Genomic DNA, 22143 nt, shown 5'->3' with positions numbered 1-22143 from the left:
GCGTGTCGGGCCGGTCGCCGCAGCGGGCGCGGGCTGGTCCGGGCTAGCCCATCACCGCGAGAAACTCGCTGTAGAACAGGCCGAGACCGATCGCCACGCCGATCCCGGCGATGATCCAGAAACGGACGACGATGTTGACCTCGCTCCACCCGGCCAGTTCGAAGTGGTGCTGCAGAGGCGACATCCGGAACACCCGTTTGCCGGTGGTGCGGAACGAGATGATCTGGATCACCACCGACATGGTGATGATGACGAAGAGCCCACCGATGATCAGCAGCAGCAGCATGGTCCGGGTGGCCATCGCCATCCCGGCGATCAGCCCGCCCAGCCCGAGCGCGCCGGTGTCGCCCATGAAGATCCGCGCCGGCGAGGTGTTCCACCAGAGGAAACCGACACATGCCCCGGCGGCCGCCCCAGCGATCAGCGCGATTTCCAACGGGTCGCGCACCTGGTAGCAGTACTCGGCCGTGTAGTTCGGGTCGGCGCACCAGTGCCGGTACTGCCAGAAGGCGATCAACGCGTAGGTGGCGAGCACCATCACCGACGCGCCGGTGGCCAGACCGTCCAGACCGTCGGTCAGGTTGACGCCGTTGGTCGTGGCCATCACCACCAGGATGAAGATGACCACCGACGCGGCCTTACCGACGTCGAGGGCGTCGATGTCGCGGATGAACGACAGCGTGGTGCTGCCGACCGTCTCGGTGTTGGTCGCGTCGCCGGTGGAGTCCACCATCGTGCTCGGGAAGTACAGCGCGATCACCCCGAACACCGCGCCGACCAGGATCTGACCGAGTAGCTTGCCCCGTTTGTTCAGCCCGGCGCTGTTGCGCTTGCGGACCTTGAGGAAGTCGTCGACGAAGCCGACCGCCCCGGAGAAGACCAGCAGGCCGAGCAGGACGAGCGCGGTGATGGTCGGTCCGACCTGGGCGATCTGCTGGGCCGGCAGGGTGGTCAGGGCGAGGTGACCGGCGACATACGCGATCACCGTCGCCACGATGAAGACCACGCCGCCCATCGTCGGCGTGCCCTTCTTGCCCTGGTGCATGACCGGGCCCTCGGCCCGGATCGGCTGGCCGGCCTTGAGCCGCGTGAAGACCTTGATCGCCACCGGGGTGCCGAACAGCGACACCAGGAAGGCCACGGCCGCCGCGACGATGACCGCTCTCACGCCGTCGCCTCCCCTGCCCCGGTGACCGGCGTACCCTCGGCGGCCGATCCGTCGCGCAGCGCGTCGGCGACCTCCCAGGTGCGGTACCGCGAGCCCTTCACCAGCACCACGTCCCCGTCGGTGAGCTCCCGCCGGAGCAGGTCGATCGCCGCCTGTTGATCGGTGACCAGCACCGACTCCCCTTCCCACGTCGCAACCGCCGCCGCCGCCTGCCGGATCGGCGCGGCCTGTTCACCCACCACCAGCACCCGGTGCACGCCGAGCTCGGCGGCCAACCTGCCGACCTCGGCGTGCCCCTGCTCCTCGTACTCGCCGAGCTCGGCCATGTAACCAAGCACCGCGAAGGTCCGTCGCCCCGAGCCGAGATCGACCAACGCCCGCAACGCCGCCGCTGCGGAGGCGGGGTTGGCGTTGTAGGAATCGTCGATCACGGTGATCCCGTCCGTCCGGTCGATCACGTCCATCCGACGGGTCGAGACCAGCCGGAGCCGGCCTAGCCCGGCCGCCAGCTCCGCCGGGTCGGTCAGCCCCAGCTCGATCGCCACGGCCGCGGCGAGCAGGCTGTTACCGACCTGATGCCGGCCGCTGACCGCGAGCCGTACCGGCGCCGACCCGGCCGGGGTGACCAGCTGGTACGCGGCACGTCCCCGGGCGTCCACTGCGACCTTCTCGGCACGCACCGTCGCCGCGGGATCCTCCCCGGCCAGCACCACCCGCCCAGCGGTGCGGTCAGCCATCCGCCGCACCCGGGGGTCGTCGGCGTTGAGCACCGCGACGCCGTCGGCCGGCAACGCCTCGACCAGTTCGCCCTTGGCGGTGGCGATGGCGTCGACCGAACCGAACTCCCCGATGTGCGCGACCCCGACATTGATCACCACACCGATCCGGGGCGGCGCGATCTCGCACAGATGCCGAATGTGGCCGATTCCCCGGGCACCCATCTCCAGCACCAGAAACCGGGTCTCGACGTCGGCCTGCAGCACGGTGTACGGCTGACCGAGCTCGTTGTTGAACGAGCCGGCCGGCGCCACCGTCGGGCCGAGCCCGGCGGCAAGCTGCGCGATCAGGTCCTTGGTCGTGGTTTTACCGGACGATCCGGTCAGGCCGATCACGGTCAGCTGGGGCAGCCGGTCCAGGACCGTCCGGGCCAACCGGGCCATCGCGTCGAGCGGGTCGTCGACGAGCACCATCGGCACCGGGGCGGCACCGCCGGCGGTGGCGACCGGGCGGGTGCCGAGCACCGCGACGGCTCCGGCGGCGAGCGCCGCGCCGGCGAAGTCGTGCCCGTCGACCCGCTCGCCGGCGAAGGCGACGAACAACCCGCCGGGCCCGATCTTGCGGGAGTCGAACTCCACCCCGCCGGTGACCCGGCTGGCCGGGTCGGCGTCCCGCAGCCGCCCACCGACCGCCTCGGCCACCTCGGCCAGCGTCATCGTGATCATGCCTGCCTCACCAGTGCCGGGAACCGGGCGGTCAGCGACGCCGCGAGCTCCACCCGGTCGTCGAACGGCTGCACGTCGCCGTCGATCTCCTGTCCCTGCTCGTGGCCCTTGCCGAGCAGCGCGACCACGTCGGTGGGCCCGGCCAGCCGGACCGCCTCGTCGATCGCCGCCCGCCGGCCGGCGACCTCCACCACCTCGGCACCGGCGACGCCGTCGGCCCCGTGGCGTACCTCGGCCCGGATCGCCGCCGGATCCTCGGTCCGCGGGTTGTCGTCGGTGACGATCACCAGATCGGCACCGCGGGCGGCGGCGGCGCCCATCGTCGGACGTTTGCCCCGGTCCCGGTCGCCACCGGCCCCGATCACGCAGATCAGCCGGCCCCGCCGCGAGTCGGCCAGGCCGCGCAGCGCGGTCAGCACGGCGACGATAGCGTCCGGTTTGTGCGCGTAGTCCACCACGCCGAGCACCGGCCCAGGAGCGGCGACCTGTTCCAGCCGGCCCGGTACGCCGGGACAGTCGGCCACTGCAGCGACGGCCGTTGCCGGGTCGACGCCGAGCGCGACCAGGGTCGCGATGGCCAGCAGCGCGTTCGCCACGTTGTGCCGCCCCGGCAGTCCGACGGCGGCCTCGAGGCAGATCCCGTCCGGGCCCAGGGCGATGAAGTGTTGCCGGTAGCCGTCGTCGCTGACCGCCGCGGCCCGCCAGGTGGCGGCGGCGTCCCCGGCGGCCGAATAGGTGACCGTGTGCGGACGACGCAGCGGCTCCAGGGCCGGGTCGTCGTGGTTGAGCACCTCGACCGCGCAGCGGCCGTCGAAGAGCCGGGCCTTGGCGGCGAAGTAGTCGGCGGCGTCGGCGTGGAAGTCGAGGTGGTCCGACCCGAAGTTGGTGTAACCGCCGACCGCGAACCGCACGCCACCGACCCGGTCCAGCGCCAACGCGTGGCTCGACACCTCCATGACCACGCTGGCTACGCCATGCTCACGGGCCACGGCCAGCATCGCGTGCAGGTCGGTCGCCTCGGGCGTGGTCCGTACGCTGGGCACGATCAGGTCGCCGAGGCGGGTCTCGACCGTGCCGATCAGCCCGGTCGACTGGCCGGCGGCCCGCAGCCCCGACTCGACCAGGTACGCGGTGGAGGTCTTGCCGGCGGTACCGGTCAACCCGACCATGGCCAGGTCCCGAGTCGGCTCGCCGTAGACCACTGCTGCAACCCGGCCCAGCACGGCCCTCGGCTCGGGAACCACCAGGGCGGGTAGCCCGGCTTCGGCAGCCGCCGGGGCGCCGGCCGGATCGGTGAGCACGGCCACCGCGCCGCGGGCACCGGCGTCGGCGACGAACTCGGCGCCGTGCCGGCGGGCTCCGGGCAGCGCGGCGTACAGGTCACCGGGCCGGACATCGCCGCTGGCGTGGGTGATTCCGCTGATCAGCGGGGCTGCGGCGGTCGGTGGCGGCACCGCCAGCGACGCGGCGAGCTCCGCGAACGGAATCGGACGATTGGTGCGGGGTCGTGGATTGCCGGGCACGGCGCTAGACCCTACCCGGTCCGCGGTCCGGGGCCGCGCAGCGGCGTACCGGTCGCTCCGCATCGCGCAGCGTTTCGTCCGTACGGGTGAGTCCCGCACGTCGCCGGGGCACGGACAGTCACGGGTGCACCACGAACTCGGGTGGCTCGGTGCCGCTCGGCGGGACCCGGTAGTGCAGCAGAGTGAAGCGCATCATGTCGCGAAACGCCGGGGCGGCGACGTCCCCGCAGCCACCACCGGGGGTGTGCGACACCACGGCGATCACGTAGCGCGGGTCGTCGGCCGGCGCCATGCCGATGAACGACGTCACCTCGCCGGGCGCGACGGAGCCGTTGACGATCCGCCGACCGGTGCCGGTCTTGCCGGCCACCCGGTAGCCGGGGACCGCCGCCGCGGTGCCGGTGGCACCGGGGATTGTGGTGACACCTTCCATGATCGCTCGCAGCGCGGCGGCGTTGTCGGCGCCGAGCACCCGGCGGGCGGTCGGCGCCTCGGTCGGGGTGCGCTGTCCGTGCTCGTCGACGATCTCCCGGACCAGTCGGGGCGGTACGTAGACGCCGTCGTTGGCGATCGCCGCGTACGCGGCGGCCATCTGCAGCGGGGTGGCGTCGACGCTGTGTCCGAGCGGCACCGACCCGTACGACGAGGCGCTCCACTCGTCCAGCGGCAGCACCCGGCCGCTGGCCTCGCCGGGCAGTCCGACCCCGGTCGGGCTACCCAGACCGAACGCCTGCTGGTACGCGTGCAGCCGCTCCGGCCCGAGCTGGTCGGCGATCTTGATCGTGCCGACGTTCGACGAGTAGGCCAGCATGCCGGCCAGGCTGGTCGCGACACCCGCCTCGATCGGGCGAGTGTCCCGGAAGGTGGTGTCGCCCTTGCGGATCGTCGGCCCGAGGTCGAGTGTGGTGTCGGGCCCGATCAGCCCTTCCTCCAGGGCAGCGGCGAGCACCAGCGGCTTGTGCACCGAGCCGGGTTCGGCGGTGAAGGTGGTGGCGATGTCCTGCCGGTCGGACGGGTCGCTGGACCACGCGTCGGCGGCGTTGTAGGTGGGCTCGCTGGCCTGGGCGAGCACCTCCCCGGTATGCGGGTCCAGTACCACCGCGGCGGCCACGCTGACGGTGCACTGCTCCAGCGTCGCGCTGAGGATGCGTTGCACCTCGTACTGCAGGTCCCGGTCGATGGTGAGCACCAGCGAACTGCCGGGCTGCGGCTCGGTCTCCTGCCGGTAGCCGCCGGGAATCTCGGCCAATCGCAGGTCACGGTTGCCCTGCTCGGCGATCCGCTGCCCGTTCACCCCGCGCAGCACCTCGTCGTAGCGCGCCTCGAGGCCTTCCAGCCCGTTCATGTCCAGGCCGACGAAGCCGAGCAGGTTCGCGGCCAGGTCGTTGCCGGGCACCTCGCGCCGTTCGTCGTAGTCCACCCCGATACCTGCCAGCTCAAGGTCCATCACCTGGTCGGCGAGTTCGACGTCCACCCCACGGGCCAGGAACTCGAACCGCGACTCCTGCCCGTCCTCGCGGGTCTGCGGCACCAGCCGGTCCAGCAGCGTGGAGCGGGGGATGCCGAGCAGCGGTGACAGCGCCTCCGCCGTCGCCTGCGGATCCTCGACCAGACCCGGGTCGGAGTAGACGAACCGGGCGGCGACGCTGTGCGCCAGCACCGCGCCGGTGCGGTCGTAGATGCTGCCCCGGGGGGCGGGCACGACGACCGGCGAGCCGACCCGGTCCCAGACGCCGCCGTCGGCGTACGCCGGGGCGTCGACGACCTGCAGCACGATCAGCCGGATCCCGATCACCACGAACATGGTCAGGGTGAGAAAGGTGCCCAGCCGCAGCCGGCGCCGGGGATCGGCCAGCCGGGGCAGGGTGGCGGGCCGCCGTGGGCGGCCCCGGGTGCCCTGTCGGGCCGGGCCCGGGGCACGCCGGGCGGAGCCGGACGACGCCTGCCGGGACTTGCCGGCCGACCCGGCACGGCCGGTGGTTGACCGGCGGCGGTCGGAGTCGGCTCCGCGCCGCGCTGCCCGGTCCGGGTCGACGTCGCGGCGCGGCGTGGTCCGGCGGTCAGGGTCGCGACGTGGTCCGGTACCCGGTCCGGTACCCGGTCCGGTACCCGGTCCGGTACCCGGTCCGGTACCCGGTCCGGTGCCCGGGTCGCCGGGGTCCGCCGGGCCGGTCCGGTCCGGCGGCCGACCGCTGGTGGCCCGACCCCCGTCGAGCACCTGCAGCGCGGGCCGGAACGGATCCCGGCTGCGTTCGGCGCGGCCGGTACGGCGTTGCTCGGCTGTCTCGCGCACCGTCCGACCCCGGGGGGTGTAGGCACGGGCGTCGGCGATCCCGCCGATCGGGCCGGGTTCACCGACGCCGCCGCGCCGGGATCCACGTGGATCCCGGCGCGGCGGATCGGAACGGTCAGCCACCCGGCCTACTCCCCTGCCCCCTGCTGCGAGCTGGTGATGGCCGGCTCACCGGTGGCCGGCTGCGGTACGCCGATGATCCGTCCGTCCGGCAGCCGGATGAACGCCGGCGGACCGGACTCGACCAGGCCGAGCTTGCGGGCCTGGGCGGCCAGGTTGTTCGGCGCCTCGTACTGCGCGATCTCCTTCTCCAGCTGCTGCTCCTGCAGATCCAGGTTCGACTGCTGCTGCTGCAGGGTGCCGATCCGCACCGCGTTCTCGTTGATCTTGGTGTTGACCAGCAGCACACCGAGCACCCCACCGACGACGACCACCAGGATCATCGCGATGAACGGTGCCCGGGGCACCGACACCGGTGCCGGCGGTGCGACCCGCAGTCGCGGCGGCGCCGGCTCCGCCGAGCTGTCCCAGACCCGGACCGAGTCCTGAGTCGTGGGCTGCTCCTGCAGCGCCGCGCTGCCCTGGGTCGCGTAGCCCCCTGACGGGTTGCTGCGCCGCGCCGCGGTCCGGCCCCCCGACCGCAGTGCGCCCACCCGGGCGCCGCGCTGACCGACCTGCCCCGAGCGGTCGCGCTTCTCGACGTTCATCTCCCCTCCCCCTACTCTTTCTCGTCACGACCCCGATCGTGACGTCTCCGCCGGCCGGCTACCCCGTCCGGTGTGGATGGCCCGGACGCCGCCGCGCCGGGCCGATGTGGTGCTGTCCCCGGGTGGGGCCGTTCGCGGGCGGCCCCACCCTTTCCCCGCCCGGCGGTGCCGGCACTGCGCACCGCCGCCTGTCCGATCTGCTTCGCCACCGGTCCGATCTGCTCCGCCGCCCGCAGCCGCACCGACGCCGCCCGCGGGTTGGCCGCGATCTCCGCCTCGCTGGCCTGCTCGGCACCCCGGCCGAGCAGCCGCAGCGTCGGGCCGGTGCCCGGCAGTTCGACCGGTAGCTCCAGCGGCGCGGTGCTGCGCGCCCGGCCAGCCAACGTCTGCTTGGTGATCCGGTCCTCCAGCGAGTGGTAGGACAGCACCACCATGCGTCCGCCGACGTGCAATGCGTCCAGCGCGGCCGGCAGCGCCCGGCGCAGCACCGCCAGCTCCTCGTTTACCTCGATGCGTAACGCCTGAAACGTTCTTTTCGCGGGGTTTCCCCCAGTTCTTCGGGTAGCCGCCGGCACGGCCGACTCGACCAGCTCGGCCAATCGCGTCGACGAGGTGATCGGCTGCCGCTGCCGCTCCCGCACGATCGCCGAGACGATCCGGCTGGCGAACCGCTCCTCGCCGTACTCCCGCAGCACCCGGACCAGGTCCCCCGGGGGGTACCCGTTGACGATCTCCGCGGCCGTGGTCCCCCGACCCTGGTCCATCCGCATGTCCAGGGCGACGTCCCGGGAATAGGCGAACCCGCGGTCGGGCGCGTCGAGCTGCAGCGAGGACACCCCCAGATCGAACAACACGCTGTCCACCCCGGACAGCTCGAGCTGGGCGAGGACCTCGGGCAACTCGTCGTAGACCGCGTGGACCAGATGGACCCGGTCGGCGAACCCGGCCAACCTCGCCCGGGCATGGGCCAGCGCCTCCCGGTCACGGTCCAGCCCTACCAGGGTGACCAGTGGGAACGCCGCCAGCACCGCATGGGCGTGACCACCCAGGCCGAGGGTCGCGTCGACATGCACGGTCGGCCGGTCACCGCGGTCCAGCGCGGGGGCGAGCAGCTCGAGACACCGCTCGAGCAGCACCGGTACGTGCGTACCGCGAAGCTCCCCCATGTCGACCCCCAGTGACCTGCCTGCCGTGTCGTGCCCGGTTGCTGCGTTGCCGCTCGTCGTACCGCCAGATCCCCATCCGCTCTACTCCCGCCCACCGTCCGCGCCGGGCCGGTGCTCGAAACACGCGCCTGGCGCCGGGGAAGTGGCGCCAGGTGCGGGAGCGGCTGGAGATCTCGCAGTACGTCGGACGACCGGTGCCGACCGGCGGCTCTCGCGTCAGCCACCGACACCCGACGAGACGCCGGGCGGTCGACCATCCGTTGCCCTACAGTCCGCCGGGCAGCACCCCCTCTTCGATGTCCGCGAAGTCGTCCTCGCTATCGGAGAGGTATGTCTCCCATGCCTGCTTGTCCCAGATCTCCACCCGGCTGCTCGCCCCGATCACCACGAGGTCGCGGCCGAGCCCGGCGTACTCCCGCAGATGCGCCGGGATCGTCACCCGGCCCTGCTTGTCGGGCACCTCGTCATGGGCACTGGCGAAGAAGACCCGGCTGTAGGCCCGCGCCGCCTTGTGCGTCATCGGTTGCTCGCGCAACTGCTCGGCGATCCGCTGGAACTCCGGCGTCGGGAACACGTACAGACAGCGTTCCTGCCCCTTGGTAATCACGACACCTCCCGCCAGCTCGTCCCGAAACTTGGCTGGAAGGATCAACCGGCCCTTTTCGTCCAGGCGTGGAGTATGGGTGCCGAGAAACACGGCCCAACCCCCCTTGCCCTTGTACGGCATTCGCGGTGCCGCATCCCCCGGGGCCGGCGGGCCCTCCCGGCCCCGCCATCGCGCCCCACTCTACTCCACTTCCCTCCACCTGCAACCGGAATCGCGACCGAAACACGCCCGATTCACCGACAAAACCGCACGTCAGCGGGGGTGGTGCCGAGTGGAGGAGGCGAGGGCCCGCCCTAGGTCCACTTTCCGACAGGCACAACCGATCCCAGGCACACATCGGGTGAAACGGGCCCCATTACAGCGCTACAACGGCTGTCCGCTCTCGATCGCGGGCTCGCCAGCGGGCAGACGGTGGAGGGAAGTGGAGATCCTGCGCCGGCTACCGCGCGAGGATCTCCAGAGCGGCCCGTACCGGATCACCGTTCCAACGGGAGGCTAAGGCATCGACCAACGTCCAGCCGGCCCGACGCAGCGCCCGCTGCCGCGCCAGATGCGCCTGTGGACCGTCCGGATGGACCCCGCAGATGAGGCCCACGGCCTGCGCGCCGACACCGAGACAGATGTCCACCGTCCAACGCCCTACCGGATAGTCGAACCGCACCGGCCCGTCGAGATCGGCCAGCCGGGCACCGAGCTGCCCGACCCAACCGCTGACCCCGACCGTGGCCACCGCGCCCCCGGACGGCACCGCAGGCGGGGGCCGGCGCGCGTACTGCAGGAACTGCCCCACCAGGCCGTCGGGTGCCGTCAGCGAGGTCACCACCACCAATTGCCGCCGCGCCCGGGTGATCAGGACGTTGAACAGGTGCGGATCGGCGAGGAAACGCAGCCGGGCCGGTGGATCGGCGGCGGTCACCGCGAACGACGCCACCACCGTCTCGGCCTCGCCGCCCTGGATCGCGTGTACGGTGCCGACCCGCAGCCCCAGCTCTTCGATCCGCTCTACCGGGAACTCCTTGACCAGCGCCGCCTCCAGCGCGTCAGCCTGAGCGCGAAACGGGGTGACGACGCTGATCTGCGACCGGCCGGAATCGGCGAGCTCCCGCACCACATCGACGGTGGCGGTCACCTCTGCCTGGTTGACCCCGTCCACGGTGGCCGCCGACACCACCTGCCGCACCGCGATGACGTCGATCGACTCGTTCGCCGGGTGGCGGGTCGCGACCGCGAACCGGTCGGCGTAGAACCGCCGGGCCGAAAACTCGATCAGCTGCGGTACGCAGCGGAAGTGCTCGTCGAGCCAGGTGACCGCCGCGCTGGCGGCAGCGAGGTCGAAGGCGCTGACCCGACGGACGTCGAGCCGGTCGTCCAGACCGTGGCGGTCCAGTGTGTCGGCCACGTCCACGTCCGCGACGAAGGAGACGAACCGCAGCTGCCGCGGGTCGCCGACCACCAGCGCCCGACGGGCCCGGGCCAGTGCCGGCGCTGCCCGGATCTGGTCGCTGTGCGAGGCCTCATCGAGGATGACCAGGTCGAACAGACCGGGCACCGGCGGCAACAGTTCGGCCACGTCGGTCACCGTGCCGATCCACAACGGCAATGCCCGGACCAGCGCCGGACCGTCCAAGGCGCTCAGCAGCTCCCGGCGCCGGTTGCGCCCGGCCCGCAACGCGCTGGCCAGCGCCCCCGCGTTGCGCCGGGCCGCCAAATCCCACCGCCGTTCGCTACCGGCGCGGTGGCGCATCGCGGTCCCGACGTGTTCGGCGAGTTCCCGGTCGGCCTGGTCGAGTCGGTCCCAGTGCACCGTCAGATCAGTTCCGCCTGCCACGGCGAGCCGGGCCCGGGCCGCCACCGCCCGGGCCGCGTCCACCGCCGCGGCCACCTGGTCCAGAGCACCGTCGGTGCTCCCCGCGAGGTCGGCGGCGACGCCGAGCCGACGCCGCAGCCAGCGACGGGCGGCCCACCGCCGCCACCGCGCCCGCCAGCTCCGGCCCGCGCCGCGCGCCAGCCGGACCTTGCGCGCGGCACCGGCGAGGTCCGTCCCGGGTGCGAACGCACCCGGCGCGCTCAGTGTCAACGCACCGAGCAGAGGCTCCCACGAGGTAGCGGCGGCGGCCAACTGCTCGGTCTCCAGTGCGAGCCGGATCAGTCCGGTCTCCCGGTCGACCCGGTCACGGGCCACCGCCACCGCCTCCTCGGCGGCGTACACCCTCGCCGCCGGCACACCCGCACCGGCACCAGCGGCGAGAGTAGCGGCGACCTCCGCCCTTCGTTCGGCGTCGCCGAACAGCACCGGCGTCGGCCCCCGGTAACGGGCCAGCAGATCAACCAGTACGTCGGCGGCGTGCGGCGACTGCGTCACCACCAGGACACTGCCGCCCCGGTCGACCGTGTCCAGGGCGGCGGCCACCACCGCATGGCTCTTGCCGTTGCCTGGCGGACCCGAGACGACGGTGAGTCGTTCCCGCCGGACCCGACGGACCACGTCCGACTGGGCGGCGGTCAGCGGCAACGGCGACTCGACCGCGGCAGCGTCGGCCCCGGTATCCGGCAACCCGGCCGCCACCGCTGTGCCGCTGCCGGTCGGCTGGTACACCTCGGCCAGGGCGGTGCCCGTCAGGTCCCGGCCGGCCCAGGCCCGGCACCGATTCCAGGTTCGCCGCCACGGCGCGATCCGTGACCAGGGAGGTCAGCTCCAACTCACCGGCCGACACCACCCGGTAACCACGCAGCGCACGCTCCAACCGGACCGGTTCGGACAGCAACGGCAGCCGGACCCGGCGACGGACCCCGTCCCGTTCGACGGTGCCGACGACCAGACCCAGGCCGCGTCGCAGGATCCGCTCGTCGCGGTGCAACAGGTCGACCGCGGCCAACCGGTCGGTGGCGGCGTCGCGCCGGTGCCGGTCCGGATCGGCGAGCCAGAGCAGCGGCTGGCCACCGCGGGTCACGTCCAACGCCCGCTCTGGTGCGGCGGGTGCCAGCTCGGCCAACGCCCGCAGCGCGGTAGCGACCATTGAGCTGCTCATCGGTCGTCGACCGTACCAACGCGTCCGTGCGGCGATCCACGCCCACCACGGTCCGGTAACCTCGCTCGCGTGACGGACGCGAAGATGCCCTTGCGGGCGAAGGTGGCAAGCTCGGTGTCCCGCACCGCTGCGGCGCTGTCGCGGGCCGCTGGGCGAGGTGACGGGTCGGTGATCGGCGGTTGGATCGGCCTCAAGATCGATCCGGAGCTGCTGGCGCATCTCGCCGCCGGGCGGTCCGTCGCGCTGGTCTCCGGCACCAACGGCAAGACCACCACCACCCGGCTCGCCGCGGCGGCGGTCGGCGTACTCGGCCGGGTCGCGACGAACTCGTACGGCGCGAACATGCCGACCGGGCACACCTCCGCGCTGGCCAAGGCGGGCACCACGCCGTACGCGGTGCTCGAAGTGGACGAGCACTACCTGGCTCAGGTGCTCGAGGCCACCAGTCCCCGGGTGGTCGCCCTGCTGAACCTCTCCCGCGACCAGCTGGACCGGGCCAAGGAGGTGGCCATGATGGCCCAGCTGTGGCAGGTGGCGCTGGCCGAGCATCCCGAGGTCAAGGTGGTGGCCAACGCCGACGACCCGATGGTGGTGTGGGCGGCCGCTACCGCCGGCTCGGTCTCCTGGTTCAGTGCCGGGCAGCGCTGGCACGACGACTCGTGGGTCTGCCCCGAGTGCGGTTCGGCGATCGAACGCTCCGACAACCAGTGGTGGTGTGCCGGCTGCCCGCTGCGCCGGCCCGAACCGGAGTGGGTGGTCGACGAGGACGGCGTCATCGACCCGACCGGCGCCTGGCACAAGGTGACGCTGCAACTGCCCGGCCAGGTCAACATCGGCAACGCGGCCACCGCGCTGGCGGTGGCCGCCGAGTTCGGCGTACGCCCGGTGGCCGCGGTGTCCCGGTTGGCGGTGGTCACCTCGGTGGCCGGCCGGTACGCGCAGGTGGTCCGCAACGGGCGGACCATCCGGCTGCTGCTGGCCAAGAACCCGGCCAGTTGGCTGGAAGCGTTCGACATGGCCGAACAGGCGCCGACGCTGCTGTCGATCAACGCCCGCGACCCCGACGGGTTGGACACCTCCTGGCTGTTCGACGTCGACTTCTCGCCGTTGCGCGGTCGCCAGGTGCTGATCACCGGGGACCGCGCCTTCGACCTCGCCGTCCGGCTGGAGGTCAACGACGTGCCGTTCCTGCACGTCCCGTCGCTCAACGCGGCGATCTCCTCGGTGCCGCCCGGCCGGCTGGAGGTCATCGCGAACTACACCGCATTCCAGGACATCCGAGCGGAGCTGGACCGTGTCAACTGAGTCGTTCCCGGCCATCGGCCCGTCGATCGGCGGGCCCAGCGTGCTCCGCCTGGTCTGGATCTACCCTGACCTGCTGTCCACCTACGGCGACCGGGGCAACCTGCTGATCCTGGCCCGCCGGGCCCAGCAGCGCGGCATCCCGGTGGAGCTCACCGAAATCCGCTCCGACCAGCCGGTGCCGCAGTCGGCGGATATCTACCTGATCGGCGGCGGCGAGGACGGCCCGCAGGCGCTGGCCGCCCAGCGGCTCCGGGCCGACACCGGGCTGCACCGCGCCGTCGACCAGGGTTCGGTGATCTTCGCGGTCTGCGCCGGCTACCAGCTGCTAGGCACCTCGTTCTTCGCCAAGGGCACCCAGTGCACCGGCCTGGAACTACTGGACCTGCAGTCCGACCGGGGACCGAGCCGGGCGGTCGGCGAATTGGCCGGCGACATCGACCCGCGGCTCGGCGTACCGCCGCTGAGCGGTTTCGAGAACCACGGCGGGCGCACCCATCTCGGCAACGGCGTCTCGCCGCTGGCCCGGGTCACCGCCGGGGTCGGCAACGACGGGACCAGCGAGGGCGCCTGGCGGGGCAACATCCTCGGCACCTACGCGCACGGCCCGGCGCTGGCCCGCAACCCGGCGCTGGCGGACCTGCTGCTGCGCTGGGCGATCGGTGCCGCCAGTCTGCCGCCGCTCAACGACATGTGGGCCGACCGGCTGCGGGCCGAACGGATGGCCGCGATCCGCGCATGAGGCGGCTGTGGCAGGCGCTGCGCGAACCGGCGGTGGCCCGGTTCGCGGCCCTGCTCGCGCTGATCGCCGGCTGCGGACTGCTGGTGCTGCTGATCCCCCGGCCCGACCTGGCGGCCCTGTCCGGCCTGCCGGACCGGCTCGGCCTGGCCGCACCGGTGCTGGCCGTGGTGGGCGGCGCGCTGCTGCTGACCGTCCTGGTGCCCCGGACCTTCATCACGCTGACCTGGGGTGCGCTGTTCGGCCCGGTGGCCGGGGCCGGCTACAGCCTGGCAGCGGCGACGCTGGCGGCGCTGATCGGCTTCGGTGTCGGCCGCTGGCTCGGCCGCGAGTACGTCGCCAGCCGCACCTCGGCGGCGCCGGCGGGCGGCCTGGCCGGCCGGACCGGTCGGGTCCGGCTGCGGCTGGCCCAGCTGGACCGGTGGTTCACCACTCAGAGCGTGCTGGGCGTGGTGACGGTCCGGCTGTTGCCGGTCAGCGGCTTCGGGATGGTCAGCCTCGGCTACGGCACCACCGGGGTCCGGCTGACCCCGTTCCTGATCGGCAGCGTACTGGCGTCGGCGCCGACCGCAGTCGGCTACGCGGTGATCGGCGCGGCCGTGGTCGCCCCCGGTGAGGTCAACTGGCTGGCCGCCGCGCCCGCCGGACTGGGCGCGGCGGCCACCGTCGTCCTGCTGCTGCGCTGGCGCCGCGCGGTCCGCGCCAGTGCCGCCGCCGCCCGCGTCCCAGACCACGATGTCACCGCGCCGGCGCGGGACCGGGCCGGGTCCGACGGCGACGTCACCGCCTCGGCGTAGCCGGACCGGGCCGGGACGACGCCGCCACGGCCGCCGCGACCTCGAGTGGATCGGCCGGGTCGCGACCGAGCAGCCGGACGAGATCGTCGCCGCCGGCACCGAGCAGCCCGTGTCGCACCGCGCTCGCGGTCGACACCAGCATCGGCGGTTGGAACGGCAGCAGACCCGCTGTGTCCGCCAGCCGGGCGCGGTACTCCCCCAGGCCGATGGTGCGGTGTCCGACGCCGAGCCGGGCCGCGACCTCATCGGCGGTCACTGGCCGGCCGACCAGGTCGTAGCGGCGGCCGGCATGCTCCGACGCGGCGGCGGCGACCAGCGCGGCGGCCTCGGCCAGGTCGGCCCGGGCGACCGCGGCCAGGGCCCCGGTGCCGAAGGCGGACTCCAGCCCCTGCGGGCCCCAGGTGAGCAGCGCCCCGAACAGTTCGGCGTACAGCCCGTTGCGCAGTACCGTCCAGCCCAGGCCGCTGGCGGCCAGCAGCTGTTCGGTGACCCGGTGTGCCAGCGCGAAGCCGAGATGGTCGCCCGCCGTGGTCAGGCTCGTGTACACCACCTGGTCGACCCCGTCGCGGACGGCGGCGTCGACGACCGCCCGGTGGCGGGCGACGACCTGGTCGTCCTCGGCGTAGCCGGCGGAGACCAGCACCAGCGTCCGGACGCCGCGCAGATCGAGGTCGGCCGGCCGGTCGAAGTCCAGGTGCCGCAGACCCGGGCGCGGTGACCGGCTGGCACCGGTGACCGGTGCCCCGGTGCGGCCCAGCCGGTCGACGATGGCCGCGCCGAGGTGTCCGGTGGCACCCGTGACAAGGATCATTGAGGACGTCCTCCTGCTCGCCGTAGCTTCCTGCGGCGATCGTCCCGTCCCCTGTCGGCACCGACAAGAAGGCACTCTCATGTCACCCACGCACACCGCGGTAACCACCTCGGCCGCACAGCTGGAGCCGTGTGGGCGCGCCGAGCACCCCGACTGCGGCATCCGCGACGTGCTGGACCGGCTCGGCGACCGGTGGTCGGTCCTGGTCGTGGTCGAGTTGGCGGCCAGGCCCCGGCGCTTCCGCCAGCTGCAACGGTCGATCGACGGCATCTCGCAGCGCATGCTCACGCTCACCGTCCGCCGGCTGGAGCGGGACGGGCTGGTGACCCGTACGGTCTATCCGACCGTCCCCGCCCAGGTCGACTACCGGCTGACCGACGTCGGCGCCAGCCTGACCCACCTGGTCAAGGCGCTGGCCGACTGGTCACTCGCGCACCGACCGGTGATCGCCGCCGCCCGCCAGCGCTACGACGACCGCGCCGGCGATCACCTGGCCGGCTGAACCCGGGCCGGCCCGCAGCTGACCCTGCGGGCCGGGCCGCCGGCACCAGGAGCCCTGGCCTCAGGGGACCACGCTGACCATCCGGCCCGGGACCACGATCACCTTGCGCGGCGTACGGCCGGCCAGGTGCTCGGCGACGGCGGCCAAAGCGGCGGCCCGTACCTCGTCCTCGGCGGCCTCGGCCGGCACCTCGACGCGGCCCCGCACCTTGCCGGCCACCTGCACCGGGTAGATCACCGACGCGGCCCGCAGCAGCGCCGGGTCGGCCGACGGGAAGTCGGCGTAGGTCAGCGAACCGGTGTGGCCGAGCCGCTGCCACAGTTCCTCGGCGACGTGCGGGGCGAACGGCGCCAGCATCAGGACCAGCGGCTCGGCCGCCTCCCGGGGCGTCGCGGGCAGCCGGGTCAGCGCGTTGGTCAGCTCGATCAGCTTCGCGATCGCCGTGTTGAACCGCAGCCCGTCCATGTCGGCGCGGACACCGTCGACGATCCGGTGCGTCAGCCGGCGGACCTCGTCGGCGGCGGGCGCGTCGGTCACCCGGGACGCGCCGGTGTGCTCGTCGACCAGGGCCCGCCACACCCGCTGCAGGAACCGGTACGAACCGACGACCGCCCGGGTCTCCCAGGGACGGGAGACCTCCAGCGGGCCCATCGACATTTCGTACACCCGGAACGTGTCGGCGCCGTACGCCTCGCACATCTCGTCCGGGGTGACCACGTTGCGCAGGCTCTTACCCATCTTGCCGTACTCGCGGTTGACCGCGGTTTCGCCGTGGAACCAGCCGCCGTCGCGCTCGGTCACCGCCGCCGCGTCGACGTACGCGCCGCGCGCGTCGGTGTACGCGTACGCCTGGATGTAGCCCTGGTTGAACAGCCGGCGGAACGGCTCGACGCTGGACACGTGCCCCAGATCGAACAGCACCTTGTGCCAGAACCGGGCGTACAGCAGGTGCAGCACGGCGTGCTCGACCCCGCCGACGTACAGGTCGACACCGCCGCAGTCGGTCGCCGACGCCGGTCCCATCCAGTACCGCTCGTTGGCCGGGTCCACGAAGGCGTCGGCGTTGGCCGGGTCGGCGTAGCGCAGCTCGTACCAGCAGGAGCCGGCCCACTGCGGCATCGTGTTGGTCTCCCGGCGGTAGCTCCGCCGGCCGGCCGGCGCACCCGGCACCCCGGTCAGGTCCAGCTCCACCTCGACCCAGTCGGCGGCCCGCGACAGCGGCGTCTCCGGGTCGGATGCGGCGTCGTCGGGGTCGAAGGTACGCGGCGAGAAGTCGTCGATCTCGGGCAGCTCCAGCGGCAGCATCTCCTCCGGCAGCGGGATCGGCAGTCCGGTCTCGTCGTAGACGATCGGGAACGGCTCGCCCCAGTAGCGCTGCCGGCTGAACAGCCAGTCCCGCAGTCGGTAGGTGACCGCGCCCCGGCCGTGGCCGCCCGCCTCCAGCCAGGCGATGATCCGTTCCTTGGCCTCGGTCACGCCCAGACCGTTCAGGAAGTCGCTGTTCATCGCCGGCCCGTCACCGGTGTACGCCTTGCCGGTGAAGTCCGCCGGCGGTGTCACGGTCCGCACGATCGGCAGGTCGAACACCTCGGCGAAGTCCCAGTCCCGCTCGTCCTGCGCCGGCACCGCCATGATCGCCCCGGTGCCGTAGCCGGCCAGCACGTAGTCGGCGATGAAGATCGGCAGCCGGGCGCCGTTGACCGGGTTGGTGGCGTACGCGCCGACGAAGACGCCGGACTTGTCGCGGGTCTCGGCCTGCCGTTCGGCGTCGGTGCGCCCGGCCGCCTGCTTGCGGTACGCCTCGACCGCCTCGGCCGGGGTGGCGTGCCCGCCGGTCCACGCCGGCCGGGTGCCCTCCGGCCAGGCGGTCGGCACCAGCTCGTCGACCAGGGAGTGCTCCGGGGCCAGCACCATGTAGGTGGCGCCGAAGACGGTGTCCGGCCGGGTGGTGAAGACCTCGATCGGCGCGGCGTCGGTCGGGAAGACGATGTGCGCGCCGGTTGACCGGCCGATCCAGTTGCGCTGCATCAGCTTGATCGGCTCGGGCCAGTCCAGCAGGTCCAGGTCGGTCAGCAGCCGGTCGGCGTAGGTGGTGATCCGCATCATCCACTGCCGCAGGTTGCGCTTGAAGACCGGGAAGTTGCCGCGCTCGGACCGGCCGTCGGCGGTGACCTCCTCGTTGGCCAGCACGGTGCCCAGACCGGGGCACCAGTTGACCGGCGCCTCGGAGACGTACGCCAGCCGGTGCGCGTCGACCAGTTCGCGGCGTTCCCGGTCGGTCAGCTCGGACCAGGCGCGCCCGTCCGGGGTGGCGCGCCGACCCGACTCGTACGCGGCGATCAGCTCACTGACCGGCCGGGCCCTGCCGGCCTCGGTGTCGTACCACGAGTTGAAGACCTGCAGGAAGATCCACTGGGTCCAGCGGTAGAACTCCACGTCGGTGGTGGCCACCGACCGCCGGTCGTCGTGGGCCAGCCCCAGCATCCGCAGCTGGGCCCGGTAACGTTCGATGTTGGCCTCGGTGGTGGTCCGCGGGTGCTGGCCGGTCTGCACCGCGTACTGCTCGGCGGGCAGGCCGAAGGCGTCGAAGCCCATCGCGTGCAGCACGTTGCGGCCGGCCATCCGCTGGTAGCGGCCGTAGCAGTCGGTGCCGATGAAGCCCAGCGGGTGGCCGACGTGCAGGCCCGCGCCGGACGGGTACGGGAACATGTCCAGCAGGAAGAGCTTCTCGGCGTCGGCGCGCGGGTGGGCCGGGTCGGCCAGCGGGCCGACCGGGTTGGGCGCGTGGAAGGTGCCGTCACGCTCCCACCGCTGCTGCCACCGTCGCTCGATCTCGCCGGCCATCGCGGCGGTGTACCGGAACGGTGGGGTGTCCGCCGCGGTCTCGACTGCCTCGCTCATCGTCGGTCGCCACCTCAGGGTCGGTTGTGGGCTGTGGTGTATTGGTCGTGGGCATGAAAAAACCCCTCCACAGGAGGGGTCGCCGTGCTGCCGCCGCCGGACGGCCGCTGCGCCGGTCAGGCGGCCTGGTGGGTCAGCACGGCCGGAGAAGGAGCAGGAAGGCGCCGGCCATGGCGTCAGTGTACTCCGGGTCGGCGAACCAGGTGGACCGCCCTCACCGCCGGCTCCGGCGACGGCTACGACCGGCCGGCCTCCCCCGGTCCCTCCGGCACGGTGCCCGGCCGTGACCGGTCTCCCTGTCCCGCGTCGGGCCGGGGCCCGCCCTGCTCGGCGAGGGCGTCGAACCTGCTCTGCGGGCTCATCGGCGCACCGGACAGGTAGGCCGACCGGGCCAGCGCGTACCCGCCGACCGGCGCGGTGACCACCTGCAGCAGTACGGCCAGGGTCACCACCACCGCGGTCCGTGGGCTGGGCAGCAGGGTCAGCGCGCCGAGCAGGATGAGCACCAGACCCAGGCTGGCCGCCTTCGCCACCGCGTTCATCCGGTTGTAGACGTCGGGCAGCCGTAGCATGCCGAGCCCGGTGATCCCGATCAGCAGGGTGCCCGCGCCGAGCAGCACCCCGGCGAGCACGTTCCAGCCGTTCACCGGCTCCTCCGATGCACCAGGCGGGCGAGCGCGACCGTGGCGAGGAACCCGACCAGGGTCGCGGTCAGCACGATGTCGAGCAGTTCGGCGATCCGCAGCCGGGCGGCGAGGACGGCGACCCCGGCGATGAAGACGAAGAAGCCGAAGTCGACGGCGGCGGCGCGGTCGGCGTCGGTCGGGCCGATCACCAGGCGGATGATCGCCGCCGCCATCGCCAGGGCCAAGACGGCGAGGACGAGGTCGAGTCCGGTCACCGGTCGGCTCCCTCCGGCTGGTCGGCCCGGTCGTCCCGGTCCCCCGGGTCGGCCCGGTCGTCCCGGTCGACCGGGCGGGCGGCGGGCAGCAGGTGGTCCTGCAGCCGGGCGAGTTCGGCGCGGAACCGCTGCGGGTCCTCGGCGTGCATGCCGTGCACGAACAGGGTCGGCGGTTGCGGGCGGACCGCCACGGTGAGCGTGCCCGGGGTCAGCCCGACGGCCAGCGCCATCAGCACCATCTCGGTGCTGGTCCGGGTCCGCAGCGGGAACTCGACGATCCCCGGCGACAGCCCGCTGCCCGGCGTGACGATCTCCCGGGCGACGACGACGTTCGCCACCACCAGGCGGCCGGTGAAGTAGCCGACGAAGCTCAGCACCCGCCCGGCCCGGCGCAGCGTCCGGACCGGCCAGTGCAGCAGCGTCCGGTCCGGCCCCCGGCGCGGCCTGCCGGCCCGGCCGCCGCCGGCTCCCCGGCCGGTACGGGCTTCCACCGGGCCGGTTCGGGTCTTTTCGGTCCGTCGCGTTCGTCTGGTCAACGTCCGGTCACCGCCTCCACATAGGCGCTCGGGTCGATCAGTCCGTCGGCGGCGGTCGCCGCCAGGCCGAGCAAAGGCTGCGCGGCCGGACCCAGCAGCAGGGTGAGGGCCGCGAGCAGCACCGCCGGCCCGGTCAGCCAGGTGTGCATCCGCGGCGGCACGTCGTCGGTACGGGCGGCCGAGTTCGCGGACACCGAAGGTTGGCCGGCCGGGTTCACGGAGGCCGACGGGCGGCCACCATGGTCCACCGGTGCGGGCGTGGGTTCACCCCAGAACGCCAGATCCCAAATCTTGATCATCGAGATGAGTGTGCCGAGGCTGACCAGCACCGCGACGGCGAACAGCAGATAGTCGCCGTTGGCGACCGCTGCCCGCAGCAGCAGGAACTTGGCCAGGAACCCGGAGAACGGCGGCATCCCGGCCAGCGACAGCCCCGCACCTATGAAGGCCAGGGCGAGCAGCCGGTGCACCGTGGCCAGCCCGCCGAGCCGGTCCAGCTTATCGGTGCCGTAGCCGACCACCACCGCCCCGGCGCAGAGGAACAACGCCGCCTTGACCAGGATGTACTGCACCAGGAAGAAGATCGCCGCAGTGAGCGCGGCCGGGTTGAACACCGCCAGCCCGATCAGCAGGTAGCCGATCTGGCTGACCATGTGGAACGCGAGCACCGAACGCATCGTGGTCTCGCCGAGCGCCCCGAGGACGCCGATCACCATGGTCACGGCGGCGGCCAGCCCGATCACCCACCGGTAGTCGACCGCGCCGTCATAGACCACCGCCACGATCCGGACGATCGCATACCCACCGACCTTGGTGAGGACGCCGGAGAACAACGCGGTGACCACCGGTGGCGCGTACGGGTAGCTGCGGGGCAGCCAGCCGTGCAGCGGCACCACCGCGGCCTTCACCGCCAGGGCGAGCAGCACCACTGTGCCGGCCAGGGCCAGCGCGCCGTCGCGGCTGGCCGACCCGGCCAGTTCGCCGAGATCGACGGTGCCGGCGACGGAGTAGACCAGCCCCACCCCGGCCAGCAGGATCGTGGAGGCGAGCAGGTTGACGGTCACGTAGATCCGCCCGGCCACTGTCCGCTCCCGGCCGGCGCCGGCGGTCAGCAGTACGTACGACGGCACCAGCATGACCTCGATCAGCACGAACAGGTTGAACAGGTCGGCGGTCAGGAACGCCCCGAACGCGCCGGCGCTGGTCATCAGCGCCAGCGGGACCAGATACGGTCGCCGGTCGTCACCGGAACCGATGGCGAAGACCCCGCACAGCAGCACGACCAGCGCCACGACCGTGACCATCAGCGCGCTGAAGGTGTCCGCCGCCAGGGTGATCGCGAAGCCTGCCGGCCAGCCACCGATCCGCTCGGTCAGCACCTCACCACGGCGGGTCGCGGCCAGCAGCATTCCGCCCTGGGCGAGCACTGCCACGCCCGTGCCCAGCCAGCCGATCCGGTGCAGCGTCAACCGACGCGGTACGGCCAGCAGCAGCCCGGCCACGACCAGTGGCAGCACGATCGGACCGACCAGCGGCAGCGGCGCATTCATCGGGGCAGCTCCCCGGTGTCGCCGCCGGCCACCGTCCGACCGTGTTCGGCGACCTGGTCGGACATCGACCGGGGCTCGGTCAGCACCGGCTCCGGGCCAGCTTCCGGCTCCGGGCCCGCTGCGATGTCCTGGCCCGCCGCGCTGTCCGGATCGACCTTGTCCTGCGGGC

General features: G+C 72.9%; 18 protein-coding genes and 1 pseudogene. 5 read left to right on the top strand and 14 right to left on the bottom strand.

Going from position 1 to position 22143, the window contains the following annotated elements; translation table 11 throughout:
* Nucleotides 1-43 precede the first annotated feature (43 nt).
* The 8 genes and pseudogenes from mraY to O7543_RS01105 form a co-directional block, all read right to left on the bottom strand.
* Nucleotides 44-1168, bottom strand: coding sequence for a phospho-N-acetylmuramoyl-pentapeptide-transferase (mraY, locus tag O7543_RS01140; protein ID WP_281550598.1), 1125 nt, complete (start codon nt 1166-1168; stop codon nt 44-46).
* The gene (gene murF, locus O7543_RS01135; protein ID WP_281550599.1) at nt 1165-2610 is read right to left on the bottom strand and encodes a UDP-N-acetylmuramoyl-tripeptide--D-alanyl-D-alanine ligase; all 1446 of its coding nucleotides are present in this window, start codon (nt 2608-2610) and stop codon (nt 1165-1167) included. Before murF ends, mraY begins: the two co-directional genes overlap by 4 nt.
* Nucleotides 2607-4196 (bottom strand): UDP-N-acetylmuramoyl-L-alanyl-D-glutamate--2,6-diaminopimelate ligase, encoded by a 1590-nt coding sequence (locus O7543_RS01130; protein ID WP_281550600.1) that lies wholly within the window; start codon nt 4194-4196, stop codon nt 2607-2609. The genes murF and O7543_RS01130 overlap by 4 nt, the downstream gene beginning before the upstream one ends.
* Before the next feature lie 55 nt (nt 4197-4251).
* Complete coding sequence (locus O7543_RS01125) at nt 4252-6549, bottom strand: penicillin-binding transpeptidase domain-containing protein (RefSeq protein ID WP_281567305.1); 2298 nt, start codon at nt 6547-6549, stop codon at nt 4252-4254.
* Between the two features lie 5 nt (nt 6550-6554).
* Complete coding sequence (locus tag O7543_RS01120; RefSeq protein ID WP_281550602.1) at nt 6555-7133, bottom strand: hypothetical protein; 579 nt, start codon at nt 7131-7133, stop codon at nt 6555-6557.
* A gap of 197 nt (nt 7134-7330) precedes the next feature.
* Nucleotides 7331-8299 (bottom strand): annotated as a pseudogene (gene rsmH / locus O7543_RS01115) (16S rRNA (cytosine(1402)-N(4))-methyltransferase RsmH); the annotation flags it as partial.
* A gap of 265 nt (nt 8300-8564) precedes the next feature.
* Complete coding sequence (mraZ, locus tag O7543_RS01110; protein WP_123602607.1) at nt 8565-8996, bottom strand: division/cell wall cluster transcriptional repressor MraZ; 432 nt, start codon at nt 8994-8996, stop codon at nt 8565-8567.
* A 349-nt stretch (nt 8997-9345) separates the two neighbouring features.
* Complete coding sequence (locus O7543_RS01105) at nt 9346-11502, bottom strand: DEAD/DEAH box helicase (protein WP_281550603.1); 2157 nt, start codon at nt 11500-11502, stop codon at nt 9346-9348.
* A gap of 13 nt (nt 11503-11515) precedes the next feature.
* Between O7543_RS01105 and O7543_RS01100 the strand changes: the two genes are divergently transcribed.
* From O7543_RS01100 to O7543_RS01085, 4 genes are all read left to right on the top strand, one after another.
* The gene (locus O7543_RS01100; RefSeq protein ID WP_281550604.1) at nt 11516-11926 is read left to right on the top strand and encodes a hypothetical protein; all 411 of its coding nucleotides are present in this window, start codon (nt 11516-11518) and stop codon (nt 11924-11926) included.
* Between the two features lie 93 nt (nt 11927-12019).
* Complete coding sequence (locus O7543_RS01095) at nt 12020-13240, top strand: MurT ligase domain-containing protein (protein WP_281555629.1); 1221 nt, start codon at nt 12020-12022, stop codon at nt 13238-13240.
* Between the two features lie 25 nt (nt 13241-13265).
* Complete coding sequence (locus O7543_RS01090) at nt 13266-13979, top strand: DJ-1/PfpI family protein (protein WP_281555630.1); 714 nt, start codon at nt 13266-13268, stop codon at nt 13977-13979.
* A complete protein-coding gene (locus tag O7543_RS01085) occupies nt 13976-14773 on the top strand; it encodes a VTT domain-containing protein (RefSeq protein ID WP_281550605.1) in 798 nt (265 codons plus the stop codon). The genes O7543_RS01090 and O7543_RS01085 overlap by 4 nt, the downstream gene beginning before the upstream one ends.
* Here O7543_RS01085 and O7543_RS01080 read toward each other — a convergent pair.
* Nucleotides 14757-15584 (bottom strand): hypothetical protein, encoded by an 828-nt coding sequence (locus O7543_RS01080; protein WP_281550606.1) that lies wholly within the window; start codon nt 15582-15584, stop codon nt 14757-14759. The two genes, O7543_RS01085 and O7543_RS01080, sit on opposite strands and share 17 nt — an antisense overlap.
* A gap of 79 nt (nt 15585-15663) precedes the next feature.
* On the opposite strand from O7543_RS01080, the gene O7543_RS01075 reads away from it, so the two are divergent.
* Nucleotides 15664-16086: a helix-turn-helix domain-containing protein gene (locus tag O7543_RS01075; RefSeq protein WP_281550607.1), complete on the top strand. Its 423-nt coding sequence runs from the start codon at nt 15664-15666 to the stop codon at nt 16084-16086.
* 60 nt (nt 16087-16146) lie between these two features.
* On the opposite strand, the gene leuS is transcribed toward O7543_RS01075, so the two are convergent.
* The 5 genes from leuS to O7543_RS01050 form a co-directional block, all read right to left on the bottom strand.
* Nucleotides 16147-18987 carry a leucine--tRNA ligase gene (gene leuS / locus O7543_RS01070; RefSeq protein WP_281550608.1) on the bottom strand — a complete coding sequence of 947 codons (2841 nt, stop codon included), beginning with the start codon at nt 18985-18987 and terminating at the stop codon, nt 16147-16149.
* Nucleotides 18988-19223: 236 nt separating this feature from the next.
* A complete protein-coding gene (mnhG, locus tag O7543_RS01065) occupies nt 19224-19634 on the bottom strand; it encodes a monovalent cation/H(+) antiporter subunit G (RefSeq protein ID WP_281550609.1) in 411 nt (136 codons plus the stop codon).
* Nucleotides 19631-19888 carry a monovalent cation/H+ antiporter complex subunit F gene (locus O7543_RS01060; RefSeq protein WP_123602610.1) on the bottom strand — a complete coding sequence of 86 codons (258 nt, stop codon included), beginning with the start codon at nt 19886-19888 and terminating at the stop codon, nt 19631-19633. Before O7543_RS01060 ends, mnhG begins: the two co-directional genes overlap by 4 nt.
* Nucleotides 19885-20307: a Na+/H+ antiporter subunit E gene (locus O7543_RS01055; RefSeq protein ID WP_281555631.1), complete on the bottom strand. Its 423-nt coding sequence runs from the start codon at nt 20305-20307 to the stop codon at nt 19885-19887. Before O7543_RS01055 ends, O7543_RS01060 begins: the two co-directional genes overlap by 4 nt.
* A gap of 113 nt (nt 20308-20420) precedes the next feature.
* On the bottom strand, nt 20421-21974 hold the full coding sequence (locus O7543_RS01050; protein WP_281550610.1) for a monovalent cation/H+ antiporter subunit D family protein: 1554 nt from the start codon (nt 21972-21974) through the stop codon (nt 20421-20423).
* Nucleotides 21975-22143 lie beyond the last annotated feature (169 nt).

The organism is Solwaraspora sp. WMMA2080, from assembly GCF_027497395.1.
GTDB lineage: Bacteria > Actinomycetota > Actinomycetes > Mycobacteriales > Micromonosporaceae > Micromonospora_E.
This window is presented reverse-complemented; position numbering and strand designations above follow the sequence as displayed.

Bases quoted from the DNA above. Each gene is read 5' to 3' on its own strand.
- murF (WP_281550599.1), bottom strand. From the start codon at position 2,610: ATGATCACGATGACGCTGGCCGAGGTGGCCGAGGCGGTCGGTGGGCGG.
- O7543_RS01130 (WP_281550600.1), bottom strand. From the start codon at position 4,196: ATGCGGAGCGACCGGTACGCCGCTGCGCGGCCCCGGACCGCGGACCGG.
- O7543_RS01120 (WP_281550602.1), bottom strand. From the start codon at position 7,133: ATGAACGTCGAGAAGCGCGACCGCTCGGGGCAGGTCGGTCAGCGCGGC.
- O7543_RS01095 (WP_281555629.1), top strand. From the start codon at position 12,020: ATGCCCTTGCGGGCGAAGGTGGCAAGCTCGGTGTCCCGCACCGCTGCG.
- O7543_RS01085 (WP_281550605.1), top strand. From the start codon at position 13,976: ATGAGGCGGCTGTGGCAGGCGCTGCGCGAACCGGCGGTGGCCCGGTTC.
- O7543_RS01080 (WP_281550606.1), bottom strand. From the start codon at position 15,584: ATGATCCTTGTCACGGGTGCCACCGGACACCTCGGCGCGGCCATCGTC.
- O7543_RS01075 (WP_281550607.1), top strand. From the start codon at position 15,664: ATGTCACCCACGCACACCGCGGTAACCACCTCGGCCGCACAGCTGGAG.
- leuS (WP_281550608.1), bottom strand. From the start codon at position 18,987: ATGAGCGAGGCAGTCGAGACCGCGGCGGACACCCCACCGTTCCGGTAC.
- O7543_RS01050 (WP_281550610.1), bottom strand. From the start codon at position 21,974: ATGAATGCGCCGCTGCCGCTGGTCGGTCCGATCGTGCTGCCACTGGTC.